The following is a 20361-nucleotide window of genomic DNA, read 5'->3' on the forward strand; positions in this document are numbered from 1 at the left end:
CCATTAATTCAATTGGTTATGTGTTTTTTATATTTTAATACGTTATAGTTGCACTATATAAGTGATGAGCTCTGAGCTGTTGGAGTGCAAATAAAAAGCGTGACTACTTGCGCTTGGATTTAACAAATTGGTATTGTTCAAAAAAAGTATGAGAAGCTAAAAAATGCAAAAACCACCACTAACTTACCAACAACAACTACGCTATTCTCGACACATTATGCTCCCGCAGCTTGATATAGACGGACAAGAGCGACTGTGGCAATCGCATGCTTTAATTATTGGTGTAGGTGGGCTTGGGTGTGCGGTAAGTCAATACTTAGCGGCATCTGGCGTTGGGACACTTACCTTAGTTGATAACGATGAAATAGACGTGACCAACCTGCAAAGGCAAATACTGTATAAAGAAAGTGATATTGGTAGCTCAAAATGTATCGCGGCTAAAAAACAACTCAACGCGCTTAATAGTGAAATAGACATAAATACTGTGGAAGCATTTTTTAATACCGATATGTGTAACAGCTCACTACTTAAAAACATTGATATAGTAATTGATTGCTCAGATAACCTAACAACGCGCAATGCACTTAATAGCGCCTGTTTTAACGCTAAAGTTCCACTGGTGTCAGGCTCGGCAATACGTATGGAAGGACAAGTCGCGTGTTTTACTATGGATGAAAACAGCCACTGTTATGGCTGTTTATCGCAGTTTTTTAGCGAGCAAACACAAAGCTGCTCAGAATCCGGTGTGCTCTCTCCTATTGTGGGGCTAATAGGCAGTATTCAGGCTACTGAAGCGCTAAAAATGCTTGCAGGTTTGCCAGGAGGCTTAAACGAACACTTATTGCTGGTGGATGGTTTAAGCATGGAATTTAATCGTTTTAAAATAGCCAAAAATAGTCAATGCCCGGTGTGCAGCATTTAATATGCACACCAAACTTTGTAAAGCCAACCTGCTTAAATATGGGGTGATTTAATTCGTTAAATCACTATTCTAAATTATGGATTGTTGTATACAGTATATCGCCCACTTTAAAGTCGTTTTTGTCCCACACTCGCCTAGATACCAAGCAATACAACGTTTGCCCATCTACATTAAGCGTTAACTGCCAGTTATTATTAATAAACTCAGCCTGAGTTAATACCGACTTTAAAACATTACTGTGCGTTGTTTTCTCAGGATTTAACGCACTAAACGACAGTTGCTCACTTTCAATAATTAGCTTATTACTGCTATCTACAAGTGCAGGAAGCACAAAAAGCGGCTGGTTACTTTGCTGTAATTGCAGTTGATATAGCCCATAGCTCTCATCAAATTTAACCACATCGTAATTAATTAAGCTCAGCGGTGTTTGCCTATCGTTTGCATAAATAGCTTTTGCAACGTGAGCACTCGCACCTTGGTTTATCACCTTGCCTTTATCTAGCTGAATAAGGGTATCGCAGCAAAATAGCAGCTCTTTTAATGAGTGACTTACTATTATAAATTTAATATTAAACTTAACTGCAAACTCGCTAAGTTTAGTTAGCGTTTTAAAGCGCAGCGACCAATCAAGCGCGCTAAAAGGCTCATCAAGCATTATAAATTTTTGACCGGCAAGCAAAGTGCGCGCAAATACTACACGTTGACGCTCACCGCCCGATAAGCTTTGTATATCACGATTTAGTAAATCATCTAATTCAAGCGTTTCAACAACGTATTGTAACGTTAAGCTGGTTTGTTTGTTGGCACAGTGTTTTTGTGTAAACGCTAAATTACCTGCCACATCTAAATGAGGAAACAACGGGCACGATTGCAACTGAAGCGTTATACCGCGCTTATCGCTTGCAAGCTGATGCACTGCTTGATTGTTTATATACACACTTTTTGCAGGCTCTAAACCGCTAATACAGCGCAGTAATGTTGATTTACCCGAACCGGAAGGTCCGTAAACACCCAAAACATTAAACGACTCAAGCTCAAGGTTTATATCTAAATCAAAATTATTGAGTGCTTTAAAAAGGCTTAACTTAATCATGTTACTGCTTAACCCCTATAATGCTTTTATTAAACTTAAATAACAGCACCAAACAAGCAAACGAAATAGCCAGTAAAATAAGTGAAAGCTGATGCGCCGCTGCATAATTTAACGACTCAACATGGTCGTAAAGCGCGATAGACACCACTTGCGTTTGCCCCTGAATATTACCACCAATCATTAATACCAAACCAAACTCACCCAATGTATGGGCAAACCCTAAAGCAAACGCGCTACCAATACTGGGTTTTAAAAGGGGGATAATTAAATGCACAAAGCGTTTAAACGGGCTTAACCCAAGCGCAATGGCCGCTTCGTTATAGGTTTGATTAATATGTTTAAACCCTGCTACAAGCGGCTGCATTACAAAAGGCAGTGAATAAAAAAGCGAACCAATAACCACCCCCTGAAAACTAAACGCAAGCTGCGTGCCGGTTAGCCAAAACCAAAACTGCCCAAAAGCGTGATCAGGCGAAAACATAACAAGTAAATAAAACCCTAATAACGTAGGCGGTAGTACTAAAGGCATCGCAATTAATGCCTCTAAAAATGGTTTAAATTTACCGTTATAGCCCGCGAGCTTGTAAGCCACAGGAATACAAAAAACAAGAAGGAGCACTGCGGTTATAAAGGCAAGTTTAATCGTTAACCACAGCGCGGTTAAATCACTTTGAAGCATTGTTGTCCTTTATTCTGTAACCTAATTCAATTAACTGCTGCTGCGTAGCCTCTGCCATTAAAAATTGCATGAGTTGCTTGGCGCTAGCACTCTTTTTAGTCGAGCTAATAATAACGCCTTGTTGAATTATATCGGGGTATTGATCTGAAGGCAGCACAGTATAGTCTAAATACTTTTTATTTTGCGTGTTACTGTACGCTGCTTTTAGTGATGAAACAGCCACCAGCCCTACTCCAACATTACCACTTTGCACAAACTGAAACGCATGCGTAATGTTATTTCCATACACATAATTTACTGGCTTTTTAAAATGGTTATTCGCGTAGTGCTCTGAGGCACGCCCGTAAGGTGAAAAACGCGGATTAGCAATGGCAACTTTATCATTTACTTTTTCAGCTTTTGGTTGCCACAAAGCAAGTTCGCCTAACGCGTAAGTAATTAAACTACTTTGCTCTGCATAACCTTCTTTAATAAGGGATTGTGGGCGAAAATCGTCGGCAGATAAAAACACATCAAATGGCGCACCATGGACTATTTGTGAATATAAAACACCGCTAGAAGCAGCCGACATTTTCACGTCAACATTAGGTAATGGAGATTTTTTTAGTAGGGTTTCCAATACCGTTTTAAAATTACTCGCCACGGCTACTTGCAGCGTTTCTTTTGCGTTTACGCTGCACGAAAGTATGGATGACATAAGCAAAAAATAACCCAACCATGTATTGTAAAGCTTTGACATTATAAGTATTGTTTCAAAATAAAATGATTTAAGTAAGCAATATATATGAACGATGTTTGCAATGCACCCGGTTTATTGCCAATTGAAACTGCAATACACAATATACTGAGCACAATAACGCCTATTAAAGACGTTGAAACCATCTCAATAATGCAAAGCGTTGATCGCGTTTTAGCAAGCGATGTAAAATCAACTATAAACGTGCCAGCTCATAACAACTCTGCAATGGATGGCTATGCGCTATGTATTTCAGACAAAAGCTTAACCTATACACAAGTAGGTAGCGTGTTTGCAGGTCAAGTTTTTGAAGGCACACTGACCCCAGGTCAATGCGTAAGAATAATGACCGGCGCTGCCATTGCACCCGGCGCTAACGGCGTTGTAATGCAAGAAAACGCCTCGGTTGATGGCGATAAAATTACGTTTAGCGCGCAACCAGAACTAAATGAAAACGTGCGTTTTGCTGGCGAAGATATTGCAATCGACGATATTATTTTAAAAGCAGGTGATAAATTAAAAGCCGTTGATGTGGGGTTACTTGCATCTTTAGGAATTGCCAATATAGACGTGGTAAGAACCTTAAAAATAGCCGTGCTTTCTACCGGTGACGAACTTATTGAACCTGGGCAGCCGCTTAAACAAGGTGCTATTTTTGAAAGTAACCGCGCTGTCATTATTAGTGCGCTGCAACAAAAAAATATCGACGTGCTTGATTTAGGAATAATCCCCGATGACAAAGAACTCATCACCAATGCATTTTTAAAAGCGAACGAACTCGCCGATGCCGTAATAAGCTCAGGTGGTGTATCGGTTGGTGAAGCTGACTTTACTAAAGAAGTACTCAACGAAATTGGTGAAATTCACTTTTGGAAAATAGCTATGAAGCCAGGCAAACCTTTTGCCTTTGGTAAACTAAGTAACAGCTACTTTTTTGGCTTGCCAGGTAACCCTGTATCGGCTGCAGTGACGTTTAATCAGTTAGTAGAGCCTGCACTGCAAAAGCTGTCGGGTCTTGGTGAAGTAAACCCTAAAATGCGTTTTAACGCTGTTACTACATCCGTTATTAAAAAGCGCCCAGGAAGAGCCGACTTTCAACGCGGTACAGCATCAATTAACGAGCAAGGTGACTTGATGGTTGCCCCGTTTAATAAACAGGGCTCGGGTGTGCTTTCGTCGCTGAGTAAAGCGAACTGCTTAATTGTAGTGCCAGCACAAAGCGGCAATATCGAAAAAGGTGCAACGGTAAGTATTGAGTTGTTATAATTTCACCTCAAAAAAAAGCCCAACACAGTTGGGCTTTTACTAACCAAAACTAAACGCTAATTAAAATAATGATTCAAACTCACCATTTGGAAATATAACACCTGGTATACCGCGCACAGCTGTAACGTCTGCTATTTTAGTATCACCAAAATACAACCCGCCACTATAATTTCGGCCGCTTTGTTTCACATCTAACCAGCGTCCATTTTCGCCTTTCGCAATTAAGTTAATGTTGCTATTTACATCACGAATACGTAAATCCAATCCACGGTTTTTTATGCTAACAAATATATCTGTAGAAGTAAGTTCTGATAATTTTTCAACATCACCAACATAAGCAAACTTAAAATCGCTCGCCCCACTTAAAGGAAAATCCAGCTCAAAAGTAAAAGCTAAATTATCATTATCTTCACCGATAAATGGCGAAGACTCAATCGCAGTAATGTGAAACGCAGTACTTTGAATATCACTTGCGTAAACGCCATTAAAATCAAAAGTAGATAACGTAGTAGACACTTCACCTAATGAGTTAACAAAACGATTCAGGTTTAGTGATAAATCACCTTCAAGCTTACCCGATGCTTTATTAATAGTTACATTCGTCGTTATCTGTGCAATACCTGTATCGGCTTCTGGGTTTAATTCACTAATGTTTTCAATGCCATCAAATTGAATTAATAATTCACTTACATCAACGTTTAATACCGTAGCACCGTTTGTAACGGTTGCACTCATTACACCTTCAATTTTATTACCTAATACACCACTTACTCTGAACGTTGGAATTGATAAGTCAATTGTTATAGGTAAATCATCATATGTGCCTGTAATTGCCCACGTAAATGGTGATTGACTATAATCGATATCTAAATCACGAAGCTTATACTGCCCTGCTGGTGTAGAACCCTCGGCAAGAGGCGAATAATTTGTAATCACTTCATTAAGTGCATTACTCAGTGCATTGAGTGTTAATTGAGTTTCTTCATCAAATGCACCTTCTAACTCAGCAAATTTTACATCCAATTCATCTGAGTAACTTTTTTCTTGTAGCCTAGCAACACCAATTATATTACGTGTATCTACAAGTAATTCTCTTGAGTCTAAGCTTTGAACCTCAGTAGAGCGAGCTTGCCAGTTTGTAAATGTAGTGACACTTGCAATAGTTTGCTTAACTTGACCCACAACATTTTTAAGTAGTGCATTGCCCTGATCGCTAAATAAGTTATCGGTAACATATTGTGCTGCTAAATCACTGTAATCTGCCCATGCCTGCTGGTCAGCCTCTGAGTTAGTAAAAGCGTTAAAAGCACTTTCAACACTAAACGTACTATCAGCTACACCCGCTAAAATTGCAGCATACGTGAAGGCATTAGTCACCATTTCAGCTTCAACATTTGTATTTAAATTACTGTGCGTTAAATAATAAAAAGGCGTAGCTGCTAAACTAGCTTGTGCAGCACTATATCCCTCGTCAGTAATTGCTTTGCTCAATGGCGAGAGATAAACTTTATTTACACCCGGCGCGCTAAATCCATTTGCTTTGTAATTTAGAATAACTGTTGTTGTTTCTTGGAAATCAATTAAACGATTTCCATTTAAGTCATTCACATCACCACGCAGTGTTCTGCCACAGCCCGTAAATCGTGGACAAGGTAGCCGTGTATCACTAGGAATAAACTCAAAGCTATTAAAAGTAAGCGGGGTTACACTTACACTAACTGTATTAATATTGTCGACTTCAATTGATTCTTGCACCACACCATCGCTATTTAAAACATTCAGCGTGCCTTGCGGTGATTGCCAATTAGATACATAAAAATTTACAGAAGAAGATGTTGAAATTTCACTCACTGCAACAGATCCTGAACTGTCACTATCGGATGAAGAACCACAACCTACCAATGCTATAGCGACCCCTAAAGGTATAATTTGTTTTAACATCTTCATTCCTTAAAACTTAATGTTCATGTACCAATTCACATTGGCATAATAAGCTTTATCTAAATCTAAGCTATCAGTTTGTAAATTAAGACCAAAATATTCGTTTTCTATACCCACTAAAAAGGCTTCACTTTTTGCTTCGTAGCCTGCTTGTACCTTCCAATGATCCCAAAAGTGAATACGCCCTTTTAATTGACTAAACGTATCTTTGTCGTAACGCTTTAAAGTCAATTGAGTTGAAAAACGATCGTTTATTCTGTAGTTGGCAAATGCTTGTAGTCGCATTTCCATTTCAAAATCATGAGATACCGTATTTCCAAATGCAGATGTTTTTAATGAAACCGTTGGCTGAGTAATAATATCGCCGTTGTTGTCTTCGCTAAATGGAATTTCAGTCGTTTGGCCTTTTACAGAGCCACTGTCTTCATACTGTGTTTTATAGAGTAAATCTTTTACGCTAAAACCAACTTGTAACTCATCGTTTACTTGCCAATCAGCAAAAATATCAAGGCTATAACCTAAGCCTTCTGGTTTCTGTGAAGGTGTGAATTTTTTAAATAAAATGTCTTTTGAAAAGTTATAATCAACAGTTACTGCCCCTTCAACTTCATCACTAAAAATTTCACCATTAACTGTTGCATCCTGATAGTGCGAGCTTGCAAAAACAGAAAGTTTAGGTGTTATTGTTAGTGCATTTTTATCTAAAAATTTAAAGTCATAAGATATAAATGCACCATTAGAAGTTGCTTGTTTAGCATCTAAATAATAGGTATAAAATCGATCTTCAAACGCTAAATCATTTTTTTCGGTATGAGTATATTTGGCTGTATCAGGATCAAAATTAAGTACGTAGTCAAAACGACTTTGTAAACCTATTTTAAAATTACCATAGCCTACACCTACCTCAAATATATTATAGGTAAATGCACTATCGCCCGATGTAAGTGGCGCATCAAAATCATCTACAAAAGCTTGAACTGGCTGTGCTTCGGTATAAATTTCTGAGTCAAAATGAGTGAATATTTGAAATGGGTTATCTGCAGAAGCAAGTGGAGAAATAAGAGCTGATGAAAATCCTAACAATAGAATTTTTTTTTCATAATTTAATCGCTTTCTATAAAAAAAGGGAAAAGCGCTCGGCTTTTCCCTTTAATAGTTTAAAATTACTTACTTGCGTCGATTAAATCAACATCAACGTAATCAACAACATCACCATCGATATAAGTAACTGAAAGACCGTTAGTCACTTTAGTAGCAGTACCAAACGACATCATCATATCATTGTACATAGCTTTCACATCACCAGTGTAACCAGTAGATTCAGCACCCATAAGAGATAATGTGTAACCCATTGCTGCGTCACCTTTAACCATCACTTCAAGCGTACCTGAATCTTCAACACCGCTACCGTCAACCATGCCCATTACTTTAAAGTCTACATCGCCAGACATACCTTCAAGTGTAACTGTACCCATGTCAGTCGTGTCATCAGCTGTTACACTAAGCATACCCATGAAACCTGAATCACCATCCATAATTTCTACATGGTTGTAAGTTTCTGTGTTAAGAATCACAGCGTTATCAATTGTATTTTCATCAACAGCACCGTCAAACGTAAATATTAAACAAGAATCAATTTGAGTCTCGTCAATAGTACCGGCAGCAAAATCAACACAATCTGTAAGTGCGTCTGCTTGCGAATCTGCAGTCATTAGCGTAACAGTTGCATCACCGCCAACTAACGTAGCGCCCCAAGCAACTACTAATTGCTCACCTTGGTAAGATGCAGCAGCGCTGATCATTTCACCCGTTGTAGCATTGTTAAGCATAAGCGTAAGGTCATCTAAGCTGTATGCGTAAGTCCAGTTAGGTTGACGAGTAGACGTACCCTCACCAGAATTACCCATGTCAGCAAGTTCGCTAACAACATCCGCTAAAACGTCTGCTGCGTCGATAACTGCTTGGCCACCTGTGTTAGTAAGCACAGTCATCATCGCTAGCGACTCTGACGCAGCTTTCACTGAAACAAGTACTTCAAACTTAGCAACAGCGTCTTGAGCTGTTAGTTGTAAAGCGTATGCTGTAGCAAACTGTTCTGATGCAAGTTCTGCTTTAGCAGCTGCTGTTACAGCCATTGCTTCTGCCGCATCAATTAGCTCTTGTGCACCTGCACTTTCAGCATCAAGCGCTAAGTAAGCTTGTGCAGCGGCTAATGCTTGTGCTATAGCAACTTCTAAAACATCAACACTTGCAGCAAAGTCAGAAGCAGCAACAATTGCAACGTCTGCAAGAACTAGCGCAGCAGCAGCATTTTGAGCATTATCTACCATTGCATCTTCAGCAGCAGAAAGCGCTGACGTTGAAGCTGCTTCAGCAGTCATTGCAGCAGCTTCAGCTATAACAGCTAGTTCATTAGTTTCTATTGCAAATGCAGCAGCTGCTGCAACTTGTGCATCAAATTGTACAAGTGCTTCTTCTGCAGCAGTAACAAGTAATGCTAATTCTGCATTAAAATCAGCAACTTTATCTATTTCAGTAGAAGAACCTGTTACTAATGCTTTCGCATCGTCTAAAATTTGTAAATAAGTATTGCTGTTTGAAACAAGCAATGTAGCTACAGATACTAAACCTTGAGATTGAACAAGCAATGTATTTGACTTGCTTGCTAAATCGGCTACTTCAGCTTCATTTACAAGTAAAGCAACAGCATTTGCAAACGCAACAGCGGTATCTGCATCAACTACTGTATCACCACCTAATGCTTGCACATCAGCTAGATCATCTTGAGCAGTTGTAACTGCAGCTTGAATTGAAGCAAGTTCAGCTTCTGCTACTGTAACTGCTGCGGTTACTTTAGAAGCAAGTTGCATGTAGAAACCATCACCAACTGTACAGTCATCTGTACAACCAATTTTTTCAAGTGCTTTTCTTGCTTTTTCAGCTGCTTTAGCTAAGCCAGCATCACTTGCTGCGCCATTTTTAACCGCTTTATCTTTTGCAGCTTTTGCTTTTTTAGCAATACCTTTTGACTGTGCAGCAAAGGCTGTTTTTTCAGCGTCAGTGGCATTTGGGTTATTTACAGCAAACGCTGCAATAAGGGCCGCTTCAATCGCATCTTCATCACCAGTAGCAATAGCGAAAAATATGTTTGCTGTGTTTGTTACAGCTTGCTGTAACGCGGTTGCTAATGCTGCAATATCTGCATCGTCGCTACCTGTTACCTTACCAGCTTTAATACCAGCAATTAGCTTCGCCATGTTGCCGTTAATATCAGCAAGACCTTGAATAGATGAAGCAACTTGAGTTAACGATAAAATGCCATCATCTAGCATTTCTTCACCATCAACATCAGATAAGTCAACTGCTCCGCCGTTTGAAACATCACCCAGTAAAGACGAAAGTAAAAGCGCAGTTTCTTGACCGAATACTTGAACAATCACATCAACACTTGAGCTTGCAATACCTGCTTCATCCACGCCTTCGCCTGAATCAATTAAAAGTTGCGAAACTAGGCTTGTTAAAAATGTTGCATTTGCTCTAAGTGAACGCAATACGTTTGGATCACCTGCAGAACCACTTGCACCAGATGTATCTGCTTCAACAGCAGGAATAAATTTAACAACAGAAAGCTCTAAGTCTGTTTTGTACCATTCACCAAATTCAATAGCTGTATCGCCATCATTTTCGTCATCTTCTTCTGGCGCTACATCGTAATCGCCACAACCTAAATAAGCATCACAACGTAAGTAACTCTCATCGCCTTCTGCTAAAGTTTTAACTGTAATGTACACAGGTCCAGTAAAGTCATCGTCTAAGTAGATGCTGTAACGGCCGCTTTCATCAGTTAGTACTTCAGGGTTAGCAGCAATTTTACTTGCTTCTATTGCCGCATCTGCAGCATCTTGTGATAATGCTTCTTCAGAAAAAGACTCAGCTTCTGCTGAAGCTGCTGAGCGAAATGCAACAGGAACCGTTTGACCAGATGCATCCAAAGTCATAACCGTTACTACTGCGTTTTTCATTGAACCTTTAACTGCTTTACCAGTAACTTCAATGTTAAATTGCGCATCACCCGTTGCAGTAAAAGATTCTACCGGAGTAACAGGAATATTTCTGTCATTGTCCGAACCACAAGCTGTTAAGCCTAATGTAAGTGCAACTGAAGCTGCAATAGGTGTAAATTTTATCATACGCTGTGCCATTTATTTCTCCTTGATAGCCCGGATGAGTATCAGAAATTAGTTTAGTTGATAGTGGTTTATGCAGTTTTTTGTTTAAAAAAATCAAAAAAGTACATAATCATAACCTTTGTTACCAGAACATTAAAATACCATTAAGCTGTATAGGTATGCTACATATTTATACATTTAATAGAGGTATTTATATTTATTTTACGAGCTACTTCTTTATTGGCATCTCTATTGTTCAATAACCTGTAGACACTCATAAAGAAACAGCACCTCGGTATACAATATATTCACATTATTAAATGAATATTACATTTAATTTTAGTTTGTTAATTATATTCTTCAAGTAAATGCGATGGATCAACATCAAAAAAAGGAATTACATCAAAAATTAGTAAAAAAGGATTGTTTATAAAGAGGATTAGCTGATTTTACCTTAGTTGAGTAAACGTTTAGAAACCTTTACTCAACTAATGTTGGGTGATTATGCGTCTGGTTGAATTATTTGCGAGGAACCCTAACAACGCCTTCCATTAATACACGCGCACTTCGGCTCATGCTTGCTTTGGTAACTTGCCAGTTACCTGCAATATTTTTAGCTTCTGCGCCTACCAATAAAGTACCAGACGGATGACCAAAGTTAACCTCACTTAACGTACCTCCCCCTGCAGCTATATTAACCAGCGTACCTTCAATAGCAGCGGCAGTGCCAATAGCAACGGCAGCTGTGCCCATCATGGCGTGGTGTAGTTTACCCATCGACATAGCGCGCACGAGTAAATTAATGCTGGCAGCCTCAATAAGCTTACCGCTCGACGCATTGTAATCTAACGGCGCTGCAACAAACGCAACTTTAGGTGTATGCTGGCGAGTTTTCGCTTGACTAATATCAGTAATTAAACCCATTTTAACAGCGCCGTAAGCACGAATAGTTTCAAGCTTTTCAAGCGCAGAGTCATCGTTATTAATATCGTCTTGCAGCTCCGTACCGGTATAACCAATATCTTCAGCATTAATAAATATGGTAGGTATACCTGCGTTTATCATCGTAGCCTTTAGCGTACCAACGCCTGGGACTGCCAGGTCATCAACTACGTTACCTGTTGGAAATAACGCGCCATCGCCATCTGCAGGGTCCATAAATTCAAGTTTTACTTCAGCTGCAGCAAAAGTAACGCCATCGAGCTCAAAGTCACCGGTTTCTTGTACTTCGCCATTTGTCATGGGGACATGCACTAATATACTTTTTTTAATATTAGCCTGCCACACGCGCACAATAGCAACACCGTTATCGGGTACTCTGCTTTTATCGACCAAACCATGACTAATGGCAAAAGCCCCCACTGCTGATGTTAAATTGCCGCAGTTACCGCTCCAATCAACAAAGGGTTTATCAATCGCCACCTGACCAAACAAGTAGTCTACATCGTGGTCAGCTTGCCCACTTTTACTTAAAATTACAGTTTTACTGGTGCTTGATGTAGCACCGCCCATCCCATCTGTTTGCTTAGCATAAGGATCGGGGCTACCAATAACACGCAGTAATAGATTATCGCGCGCCTCGCCTGCTACTTGAGCCGACTTTGGCAAGTCAGTTAAATTAAAAAACACCCCTTTACTGGTGCCGCCACGCATATAGGTTGCAGGTATTTTAATTTGCGGTTTAAACATAAATAACTTTTCCCTTATGCTGTTTTAGTGGCTTCTAAAAAGTCTTGAGCAAAGCGCTGTAATACACCACCAGCGCCATAAATAGATAGCTCTTCTTGGGTATCTATACGACACTTCATGGGTACATTTAACACTTCGCCATTTTTACGGGTGATAGACAAATTAAGCGTACAACCCGGCGTTGGCTTGCCTGTTACGTCGTAACTTTCACTACCATCAAGTTTGAGCGTTTTACGGGTTGTACCCGCTTTAAATTCAAGTGGCAATACACCCATACCCACTAAGTTAGTTCGATGGATACGCTCAAACCCTTCGGCTGCAATAACTTCAACACCTGCAAGTCTTACGCCCTTTGCAGCCCAATCGCGCGACGAACCTTGCCCGTAATCGGCTCCGGCTACAATAATAAGTGGTTGTTTACGCTCCATGTACGCTTCGATTGCTTCCCACATGCGTGTGTTGGTGCCTTGCGGCTCTAATCGGGTAAACGATCCTTGAATAATCTCGCCTTTTTCATCAACTACCATTTCATTTAACAGTTTTGGGTTTGCAAAGGTTGCGCGCTGCGCTGTTAAATGATCGCCTCGATGCGTTGCGTACGAGTTGTAATCTTCCTCTGGGACGTTCATTTTGGTTAGGTATTCGCCAGCTGCACTGCTTGCCATAATCGCGTTTGAAGGCGATAAATGATCCGTTGTAATGTTATCGCCAAGAACTGCAAGCGCACGCATCCCGGTCATTGTTCGCTCACCCGCAAGTGCACCTTCCCAATAAGGAGGGCGACGAATATACGTACTTTGTGGGCGCCACTGGTAAAGCGGATCGTTATCTTCACCGTAATCTACGGTTAAGTTAAACATGGGTTCGTACACTTTTCTAAATTGTTCAGGCTTAACGCTTTGCTTAACGACTGCATCTATTTCTTCATCAGATGGCCATAAATCTTTAAGTGTAATGTCGTTACCTTGCTGATCTTGCCCTAAAACATCTTTTTCAATATCAAACCGAATAGTACCGGCAATCGCGTAAGCAACAACTAAAGGAGGCGACGCTAAAAAAGCTTGCTTAGCATATGGATGAATACGCCCGTCAAAGTTACGATTACCCGAAAGTACAGCCGTAGCGTATAAATCGCGATCGATTACTTCTTTTTGAATAACAGGGTCAAGTGCACCACTCATGCCATTACACGTAGTACAGGCAAAACCAACAATACCAAAACCCAGTTGCTCAAGTTCAGTTAGTAAGTTAGCTTCCTCAAGGTACGATTGAACCGCTTTAGAACCCGGTGCTAATGAGGTTTTAACCCACGGCTTACGTGTTAACCCTTTTGCATTTGCGTTACGGGCAAGGAGTGCTGCGGCAATCACATTGCGCGGGTTGCTCGTATTAGTACAGCTAGTAATGGCAGCAATAATACACGCGCCATCGGGCATTAAGCCTTCTTCGTTTTCAACAACGCCCGAAATACCCTCTTTAGCTAAATCGCTTGTTGATACACGGCGGTGCGGATTAGATGGCCCTGCAATATTGCGCCCCACACTTGATAAATCAAATCTAAGTACACGCTCGTATTTAGCTGTTTTTAAGCTATCGCTCCAAAGGCCTGCTGTTTTTGCGTAGTTTTCTACCAGTGCAATTTGCTCTTCTTCACGACCTGTTAAACGCAAGTAATCTATAGTCATTTCGTCAATGTAAAACATGGCAGCAGTAGCACCAAATTCTGGTGTCATATTCGAAATAGTCGCTCGGTCACCAAGCGTTAGTGCATCAGCGCCTTCGCCATAAAACTCTAAATAAGCAGATACCACACGCTGATCGCGTAAAAATTCAGTAATAGCCAGCACAATATCGGTAGCGGTAATACCCGGTTGGCGCTTACCTGTTAGCTCAACACCGACAATATCTGGCAAACGCATATACGAAGCGCGACCAAGCATAACGCTTTCAGCTTCAAGCCCACCTACGCCCACTGCAATAACACCTAGCGCATCAACATGTGGCGTGTGGCTGTCGGTACCTACTAATGTATCGGGGAATGCAATGCCATCTCGGTTTTGAATAACCGGCGACATTTTTTCAAGGTTAATTTGATGCATAATGCCGTTACCCGGTGGAATAACGTCAATGTTTTTAAAGGCAGTTTTAGTCCAATTTATAAAATGAAAACGGTCGTCATTGCGTCTATCTTCAATGGCGCGATTTTTTTCAAACGCGTCAGGATCAAATCCCGCATGCTCTACCGCTAGTGAGTGATCAACAATTAGCTGTGTGGGTACCACAGGATTCACTTTTGCCGGGTCGCCGCCTTTGGCTGCAATTGCATCACGCAGCCCAGCTAAATCAACAAGCGCTGTTTGCCCTAAAATATCGTGGCACACTACCCGCGCCGGATACCACGGAAAATCTAAATCTTGTTTGCGCTCAATTAGCTGATTAAGTGCATCAGTTAACATGGCAGGGTCGCATCGGCGTACTAAGTTTTCGGCAAATACACGTGATGAATAAGGTAGCGTGGCGTATGCACCTGGCTTAATTGCATCTACGGCTTCTTGCGTATCGTAATAGTCGACATTTGAGCCCGGTAGAGGTTTACGGTATTGGGTATTATTAATTATGGTCATGGTAAACTCGCTAATTTGGTGACGGCGTTTGCTCACTAGCGTATTTAATGAAAAGTATGAGAAAAGCTGCTCGCTAGTGGCTATGTGTAATAAAAAAGTGAGCACATGTGTGCTCACCTATTTTTTAACGTGACTCTATTGGTGTGTAACTACGTGCATCAGGCCCTGTATAATCGGCACTTGGACGAATAATACGGTTGTTAGCGCGTTGCTCTTTTACATGCGCAGTCCAACCCGTAACACGGCTCATTACAAATATTGGCGTAAATAATTTAGTCGGAATATCCATAAAGTGATAAGCCGATGCATGGAAAAAATCAGCATTACAAAACAGTTTTTTCTCGCGCCACATTATTTCTTCACAACGAACAGACACAGGGTAAAGCACAGTATCGCCGACCTCTGCCGCTAGTTTTTCAGACCATTTTTTAATAATTACATTACGCGGATCACTCTCGCGATAAATCGCGTGGCCAAAGCCCATAATTTTATCTTTACGTTCAAGCATGCCCATTACTTCTTGCTCAGCATGTTCCGCACTTGTAAAACCTTGAATCATATCCATTGCCGCTTCGTTAGCGCCACCATGTAATGGCCCACGTAACGTACCAATAGCCCCTGTTACACAAGAATGAATATCAGATAAAGTTGATGCACATACGCGACCCGTAAAGGTAGAGGCATTAAACTCGTGCTCTGCGTATAAAATTAGCGATACATTCATCACTTGTGCAAATAACTCGCTAGGTGCTTTGTCATGTAACAGTGTTAAAAAATGTGCGCCAACAGAGTCGTCATCTGTTTGTGTTTCAATGCGTACGCCATCATGTGTAAAGCGGTACCAGTAACAAATAATACTTGGGAACACAGCAACCATACGGTCGATTGCATCATTAGCTTGGCTAAAATCAAGCTCCATTTCAAGGTTACCCAACATAGAGCAACCTGTACGCATTACATCCATTGGGTGCGCATCTTTAGGTATATTTTCAAGCACGGTTTTAAGTGCATCTGGTAATCCACGTAAGCTTTTTAACTTTGCTTTGTACTCGGCCAATTCGCTTGTTGTAGGTAACTCACCACGAGAGAGTAAAAAAGACACTTCTTCAAACTGCGCTTTTTCGGCAAGTTCGCTAATATCGTAACCACAATACGTTAAACCCGAGCCACTTTGTCCAACAGTACACAATGCTGTTTGACCAGCCACTTGCCCGCGTAAACCCGCGCCGCCTAATGCTTTATCTACCATGATCTTCTCCTATCTATAATTTGTGTGTGATTGTTGGGCGCATTGAACTTTATAGATTGAAATTTGTTCAATCTAGGGGCGATTAAATCGCGGCGCGAAGTTTGTAACCTAGTGGACTAAGTAAAAACCGAGCAACAAAGAGATAATCGTCCCTAGAAAGAACCTAAGGGGCAGCGCATGTTTGGTCTTTATGCTGCGTTATCGCCTATTTATGTGGAATAACCACACTTCATAAGCTCTGCCTTGCCTAAAAACCAAACACACTGCTGCAAATTCAACCATTAAAGATTAATACGCCCAAATTATTATTTGTCAGATTTTGATGAAAAAAGGGTATCGAGTGTGTTCTCGTACGTGTGGTAATCTAAAAAGTCGTAAAGCTCAGAACGCGTTTGCATATTCTCAATTTGGCTTTGTTGCGAGCCTTCATTTAAAATTGCTGAATACACGTTTAGTGCCGCTTTGTTCATAGCTCTAAATGCACTTAGTGGGTAAAGCACCATTTCAACGCCTACATCACTTAGCTGCTCTTTTGTGTAAATAGGTGTTTGGCCAAATTCAGTAATGTTTGCCAAAATTGGAACATTAATCGCTTTTGCAAATGCTTGGTAATCAGCAAGGTCGTGCACGGCTTCTGCAAAAATAGCGTCAGCACCGGCTTCAACACAGGCAGCTGCGCGGTCAATAGCAGCGTTTAATCCTTCTTTTTGAAAGGCATCGGTGCGTGCCATAATATAAAAATCATTATCGGTTTTTGCATCAACCGCCGCTTTAATGCGGTCAACCATTTCACCTTGGCTTACAATTTCTTTATTAGGACGATGACCACAGCGCTTTTGCGCTACTTGGTCTTCAATATGAAAACCCGCCGCACCGGCTTTAGTCATTTCTTTTACTGTGCGTGCAATGTTAAACGCCCCACCCCAACCTGTATCTGCATCAACAAGTAGCGGTAAATCGCTTGCACCGGTAATACGACGAATATCTTCAAGCACATTATCAAGGCTGGTCATACCCAAGTCAGGCATACCAAACGAGGCGTTTGCAACACCCGCACCTGAGAGGTAAATAGCTTGGTGGCCCATTTTTTCTGCCATCATCGCTGTGTAGGCGTTAATAGTACCAACCACTTGTAACGGGCGGTTATTGGCAATAGCGTGTTTAAATTTTAATCCTGCTGACATTACTTTATCCTCACTTTGAACGGTTGCTACGTGGAGTAACTTATAGTTTTAATCTGTAATTGTGACTGTTTAACTGCTCTTGCTAGCTTTTAACTTTTAACAGCTTCTGCTTTTTGCGAATAATATCAATCTGTATGCGTATGAGGTCTATTTAACGATAAGAAAATCGTTCTGTAACTAGGCAATAATTTTTATGTTTAGTGGTTCTAAATAAAAAATTTTTAACGACGTTACGGAGCGATTTAATCCGTTAAATTGTTCGAATACTCATATTGATTGGTATACATCAAATTTGGTTTGAATATTTGCTTGCGATGCACTGATATGACGCTTCATGAGCATTTCGGCCAGCTCGCCATCGTGGTTTTCAATGGCGTTAATAATCGCTAAATGCTCATCAAACGCTTTTGATACACGCGGCCCCACCATGCCCATTTGTACACGGTACATGCGTATTAATTGATAAAGCTCATTACACAGTAAATGAATTAAATGCGCGTTTTTACTGCCTTGAATAATACGGTAATGAAAATCTAAATCGCCGGCTTCTTGATAATAAGACTCTCCCTCTTTAACACGTTGTGTTTGTAGGTGCTGATTAAGTAATTGCTTTAAGCCTTTTACTTCTTCGGGTTCCATATTGTCGGCAGCAAGCCTACATGCCAAACCTTCAAGTGAACTGCGAACTTGATAAACTTCAATCAAACGCTCAGCGGTAAGGGCAACTACGCGGCAACCTACGTTAGCTTTACGCTCAACAAGGTAGCAACTTTCTAGGCGATTTAACGCCTCTCTAAGCGTTGCACGGCTTACACCATAACGTTTGGCAAGCTCAGGCTCTGATATTTTACTGCCTTGAACTATACTGCCTTCAACAATCTCACGGCGCATATCTACAAATACTTGATCTGATGCGGTAGTTATAGGCGCTTCGTTTAAAAAGGTGTGTGTCATAAGTTATTTTTTAGATTGTCGACAATTAATGTCGTTACTATGGGCTTATTAAAAAATCATGTCAACCCTTAAACCTATTAAAATGGCTAAAAAATACGCTCATTGTCGACACTATTAACCTAAAGTCGCATAAAATCACCTTTAAAATAGAGTAAAACAACAAAGTGTCGACATAGCAATAAATCAGATGTTACGTTTTTAAGCGCTGAAAATGCGTTATATAAATGCTATTATCGCGCTTTATTTTTATAGTATGAGCTAACGCGTGAACGCCAACACTTTTATTCCTGAGCACTTTATTGATGACGTAAAAACCTATTTACCAGCGCATCTAAACTTAGATGACTTTTTAAATGCGTGTCGCAGGCCGCTCAGAAAATCTATCCGCGTTAATACTTTAAAAATTAGCATTGAAGAATTTATAAAACGTGCCACCGAAAAAAATTGGCTGCTAATCCCAATCCCATGGTGCAGTGAAGGCTTTTGGTTAGAGCGCCCAAACGATGAAGAACAAAACCTAGCCCTTGGTAATACCGACTTACACCTAAGCGGTGCTATGTACGTACAAGAGGCAAGTTCAATGCTGCCACCTATAGCATTAAAACAAAGTATTGAACTAGCAGACCCTCAAAATAACACCGTGCTTGATATGGCATCAGCGCCAGGTTCTAAAACATCACAACTTGCTGCACTTATGAATAACCAAGGCGTACTGGTTGCAAACGAGCTTTCGTCGTCGCGCCTAAAAGTACTTAGCGCAACACTCAAACGTATGGGGGTTGGTAACTGTGCGCTCTCGCACTTTGATGGCATTATATTTGGCAACTACATGTTTGAATGCTTTGATAGTATATTGCTAGACGCGCCCTGCTCTGGCGAAGGCACAGTACGTAAAGATGCCGACGCACTAAAAAATTGGTCAATAGAATCAAACATACAAATAGCTCAAGTACAAAAAGACTTAATTAAAAGCGCATTTTACGCGCTAAAGCCAGGGGGCACGTTAGTGTATTCAACCTGCACACTTACCCCACTCGAAAACCAGCAAGTGTGCGATTATTTACTCAGTGAATTTGGCGACTATATAGCGCCTGAGTCACTCAGTGATTTATTTGAAGGTGCAAGCAAAGCCACCACAAGTGAAGGCTATTTGCATGTATGGCCGCAAACATTCGACAGCGAAGGCTTTTTTATTGCTAAATTTAAAAAGCACGCAAGTTGCAACAACCCAAATCAAACAGTTAAAAAAGGTGCATTCCCGTTTAACGAGTTTGATAAAAAGCAAAGCGTCGCGTTTATGCAATCGCTTAAAAAGCACTTTGGGTTAACTAACCTGCCTGGCAACTTAATGCAGCGCGATAAAGAACTGTGGTTATTTCCACAAGGGTTTGAAGCCGTACAAAACAAAATTAAATATGCACGCTTAGGTATTCAAATTGGCATTATTCATAAAAATGGCGTGAGGCTAACCCACGAATTTGCAACCGTATTTGGCAATGAGTGTAAAAACAATGTATTTGCTTTAAATAACGAGCAAGCAAATGATTATTTTCAAGGTAAAGATATACGCTTAACTGAGGCAACTCAAACAATAGGTGAAGTGGTATTAACGCTGTGTGGCTGCCCTATTGGTCTGGGTAAATGGCAAAAAAATAAGATCAAAAATTCACTACCGCGAGATTTAGTGCAAAATACGCAGTTAATAAGCTGGGTTTAAACTAATGAACAAAAAACAGAACAATTTATCTAATCCTTTGTTATCAAATGTAACCAAATGGAAAAATTAGTTATGCATCTTTTAAAAGCTTTACTATAGTTAAACTACTTTCTTCTTCTCCCTAAGAATCCAGAAAGT

14 protein-coding genes are annotated in these 20361 nt (G+C 40.5%); 3 read left to right on the forward strand and 11 right to left on the reverse strand.

Features of this window, described 5'->3' with window-relative positions; all coding sequences use genetic code 11:
- Positions 1–163: 163 nt before the first annotated feature.
- The gene (locus tag P20652_RS03260; RefSeq protein WP_008171538.1) at positions 164–922 is read left to right on the forward strand and encodes a molybdopterin-synthase adenylyltransferase MoeB; all 759 of its coding nucleotides are present in this window, start codon (positions 164–166) and stop codon (positions 920–922) included.
- A gap of 64 nt (positions 923–986) precedes the next feature.
- Here the strand turns inward: P20652_RS03260 and P20652_RS03255 are convergent, their stop codons facing one another.
- From P20652_RS03255 to modA, 3 genes are read right to left on the reverse strand one after another with little or no spacing between them, the layout of a single operon-like run.
- The gene (locus tag P20652_RS03255) at positions 987–2015 is read right to left on the reverse strand and encodes an ATP-binding cassette domain-containing protein (RefSeq protein WP_008171540.1); all 1029 of its coding nucleotides are present in this window, start codon (positions 2013–2015) and stop codon (positions 987–989) included.
- 1 nt (position 2016) lies between these two features.
- Positions 2017–2694, reverse strand: a complete 678-nt coding sequence (gene modB / locus P20652_RS03250) for a molybdate ABC transporter permease subunit (protein WP_008171542.1) — start codon at positions 2692–2694, stop codon at positions 2017–2019.
- Positions 2681–3433 (reverse strand): molybdate ABC transporter substrate-binding protein, encoded by a 753-nt coding sequence (gene modA, locus P20652_RS03245; RefSeq protein WP_008171544.1) that lies wholly within the window; start codon positions 3431–3433, stop codon positions 2681–2683. The genes modB and modA overlap by 14 nt, the downstream gene beginning before the upstream one ends.
- Positions 3434–3478: 45 nt before the next feature.
- On the opposite strand from modA, the gene glp reads away from it, so the two are divergent.
- Positions 3479–4696, forward strand: a complete 1218-nt coding sequence (gene glp / locus P20652_RS03240; RefSeq protein ID WP_008171547.1) for a gephyrin-like molybdotransferase Glp — start codon at positions 3479–3481, stop codon at positions 4694–4696.
- Positions 4697–4756: 60 nt separating this feature from the next.
- On the opposite strand, the gene P20652_RS03235 is transcribed toward glp, so the two are convergent.
- The 8 genes from P20652_RS03235 to P20652_RS03200 form a co-directional block, all read right to left on the reverse strand.
- Positions 4757–6637 carry a hypothetical protein gene (locus P20652_RS03235; protein ID WP_008171550.1) on the reverse strand — a complete coding sequence of 627 codons (1881 nt, stop codon included), beginning with the start codon at positions 6635–6637 and terminating at the stop codon, positions 4757–4759.
- A 9-nt stretch (positions 6638–6646) separates the two neighbouring features.
- Positions 6647–7720 carry a hypothetical protein gene (locus P20652_RS03230; RefSeq protein WP_008171551.1) on the reverse strand — a complete coding sequence of 358 codons (1074 nt, stop codon included), beginning with the start codon at positions 7718–7720 and terminating at the stop codon, positions 6647–6649.
- An 80-nt stretch (positions 7721–7800) separates the two neighbouring features.
- Entirely contained in the window at positions 7801–10839 is a 3039-nt protein-coding gene (locus P20652_RS03225) for a hypothetical protein (RefSeq protein ID WP_008171553.1), read from the reverse strand.
- 486 nt (positions 10840–11325) lie between these two features.
- Positions 11326–12495, reverse strand: a complete 1170-nt coding sequence (gene prpF, locus P20652_RS03220; RefSeq protein ID WP_008171554.1) for a 2-methylaconitate cis-trans isomerase PrpF — start codon at positions 12493–12495, stop codon at positions 11326–11328.
- A gap of 14 nt (positions 12496–12509) precedes the next feature.
- Entirely contained in the window at positions 12510–15119 is a 2610-nt protein-coding gene (gene acnD / locus P20652_RS03215) for a Fe/S-dependent 2-methylisocitrate dehydratase AcnD (RefSeq protein WP_033017939.1), read from the reverse strand.
- Between the two features lie 124 nt (positions 15120–15243).
- The gene (gene prpC, locus P20652_RS03210; protein ID WP_008171559.1) at positions 15244–16368 is read right to left on the reverse strand and encodes a 2-methylcitrate synthase; all 1125 of its coding nucleotides are present in this window, start codon (positions 16366–16368) and stop codon (positions 15244–15246) included.
- Positions 16369–16673: 305 nt separating this feature from the next.
- Complete coding sequence (prpB, locus tag P20652_RS03205) at positions 16674–17552, reverse strand: methylisocitrate lyase (protein ID WP_008171561.1); 879 nt, start codon at positions 17550–17552, stop codon at positions 16674–16676.
- Between the two features lie 267 nt (positions 17553–17819).
- Positions 17820–18506 (reverse strand): GntR family transcriptional regulator, encoded by a 687-nt coding sequence (locus P20652_RS03200; protein WP_007582477.1) that lies wholly within the window; start codon positions 18504–18506, stop codon positions 17820–17822.
- 265 nt (positions 18507–18771) lie between these two features.
- On the opposite strand from P20652_RS03200, the gene rsmF reads away from it, so the two are divergent.
- Entirely contained in the window at positions 18772–20223 is a 1452-nt protein-coding gene (gene rsmF, locus P20652_RS03195) for a 16S rRNA (cytosine(1407)-C(5))-methyltransferase RsmF (RefSeq protein WP_008171563.1), read from the forward strand.
- The last annotated feature ends 138 nt before the right edge of the window (positions 20224–20361 follow it).

It is taken from the genome of Pseudoalteromonas sp. BSi20652 (assembly GCF_000239855.1).
Lineage (GTDB): Bacteria > Pseudomonadota > Gammaproteobacteria > Enterobacterales > Alteromonadaceae > Pseudoalteromonas.

Coding starts and splice junctions, on each gene's coding strand:
- P20652_RS03260 (WP_008171538.1), top strand. CDS start 164: ATGCAAAAACCACCACTAACTTACCAACAACAACTACGCTATTCTCGA.
- P20652_RS03255 (WP_008171540.1), bottom strand. CDS start 2,015: ATGATTAAGTTAAGCCTTTTTAAAGCACTCAATAATTTTGATTTAGAT.
- modB (WP_008171542.1), bottom strand. CDS start 2,694: ATGCTTCAAAGTGATTTAACCGCGCTGTGGTTAACGATTAAACTTGCC.
- modA (WP_008171544.1), bottom strand. CDS start 3,433: ATGTCAAAGCTTTACAATACATGGTTGGGTTATTTTTTGCTTATGTCA.
- glp (WP_008171547.1), top strand. CDS start 3,479: ATGAACGATGTTTGCAATGCACCCGGTTTATTGCCAATTGAAACTGCA.
- P20652_RS03235 (WP_008171550.1), bottom strand. CDS start 6,637: ATGTTAAAACAAATTATACCTTTAGGGGTCGCTATAGCATTGGTAGGT.
- P20652_RS03225 (WP_008171553.1), bottom strand. CDS start 10,839: ATGGCACAGCGTATGATAAAATTTACACCTATTGCAGCTTCAGTTGCA.
- prpF (WP_008171554.1), bottom strand. CDS start 12,495: ATGTTTAAACCGCAAATTAAAATACCTGCAACCTATATGCGTGGCGGC.
- acnD (WP_033017939.1), bottom strand. CDS start 15,119: ATGACCATAATTAATAATACCCAATACCGTAAACCTCTACCGGGCTCA.
- prpC (WP_008171559.1), bottom strand. CDS start 16,368: ATGGTAGATAAAGCATTAGGCGGCGCGGGTTTACGCGGGCAAGTGGCT.
- prpB (WP_008171561.1), bottom strand. CDS start 17,552: ATGTCAGCAGGATTAAAATTTAAACACGCTATTGCCAATAACCGCCCG.
- P20652_RS03200 (WP_007582477.1), bottom strand. CDS start 18,506: ATGACACACACCTTTTTAAACGAAGCGCCTATAACTACCGCATCAGAT.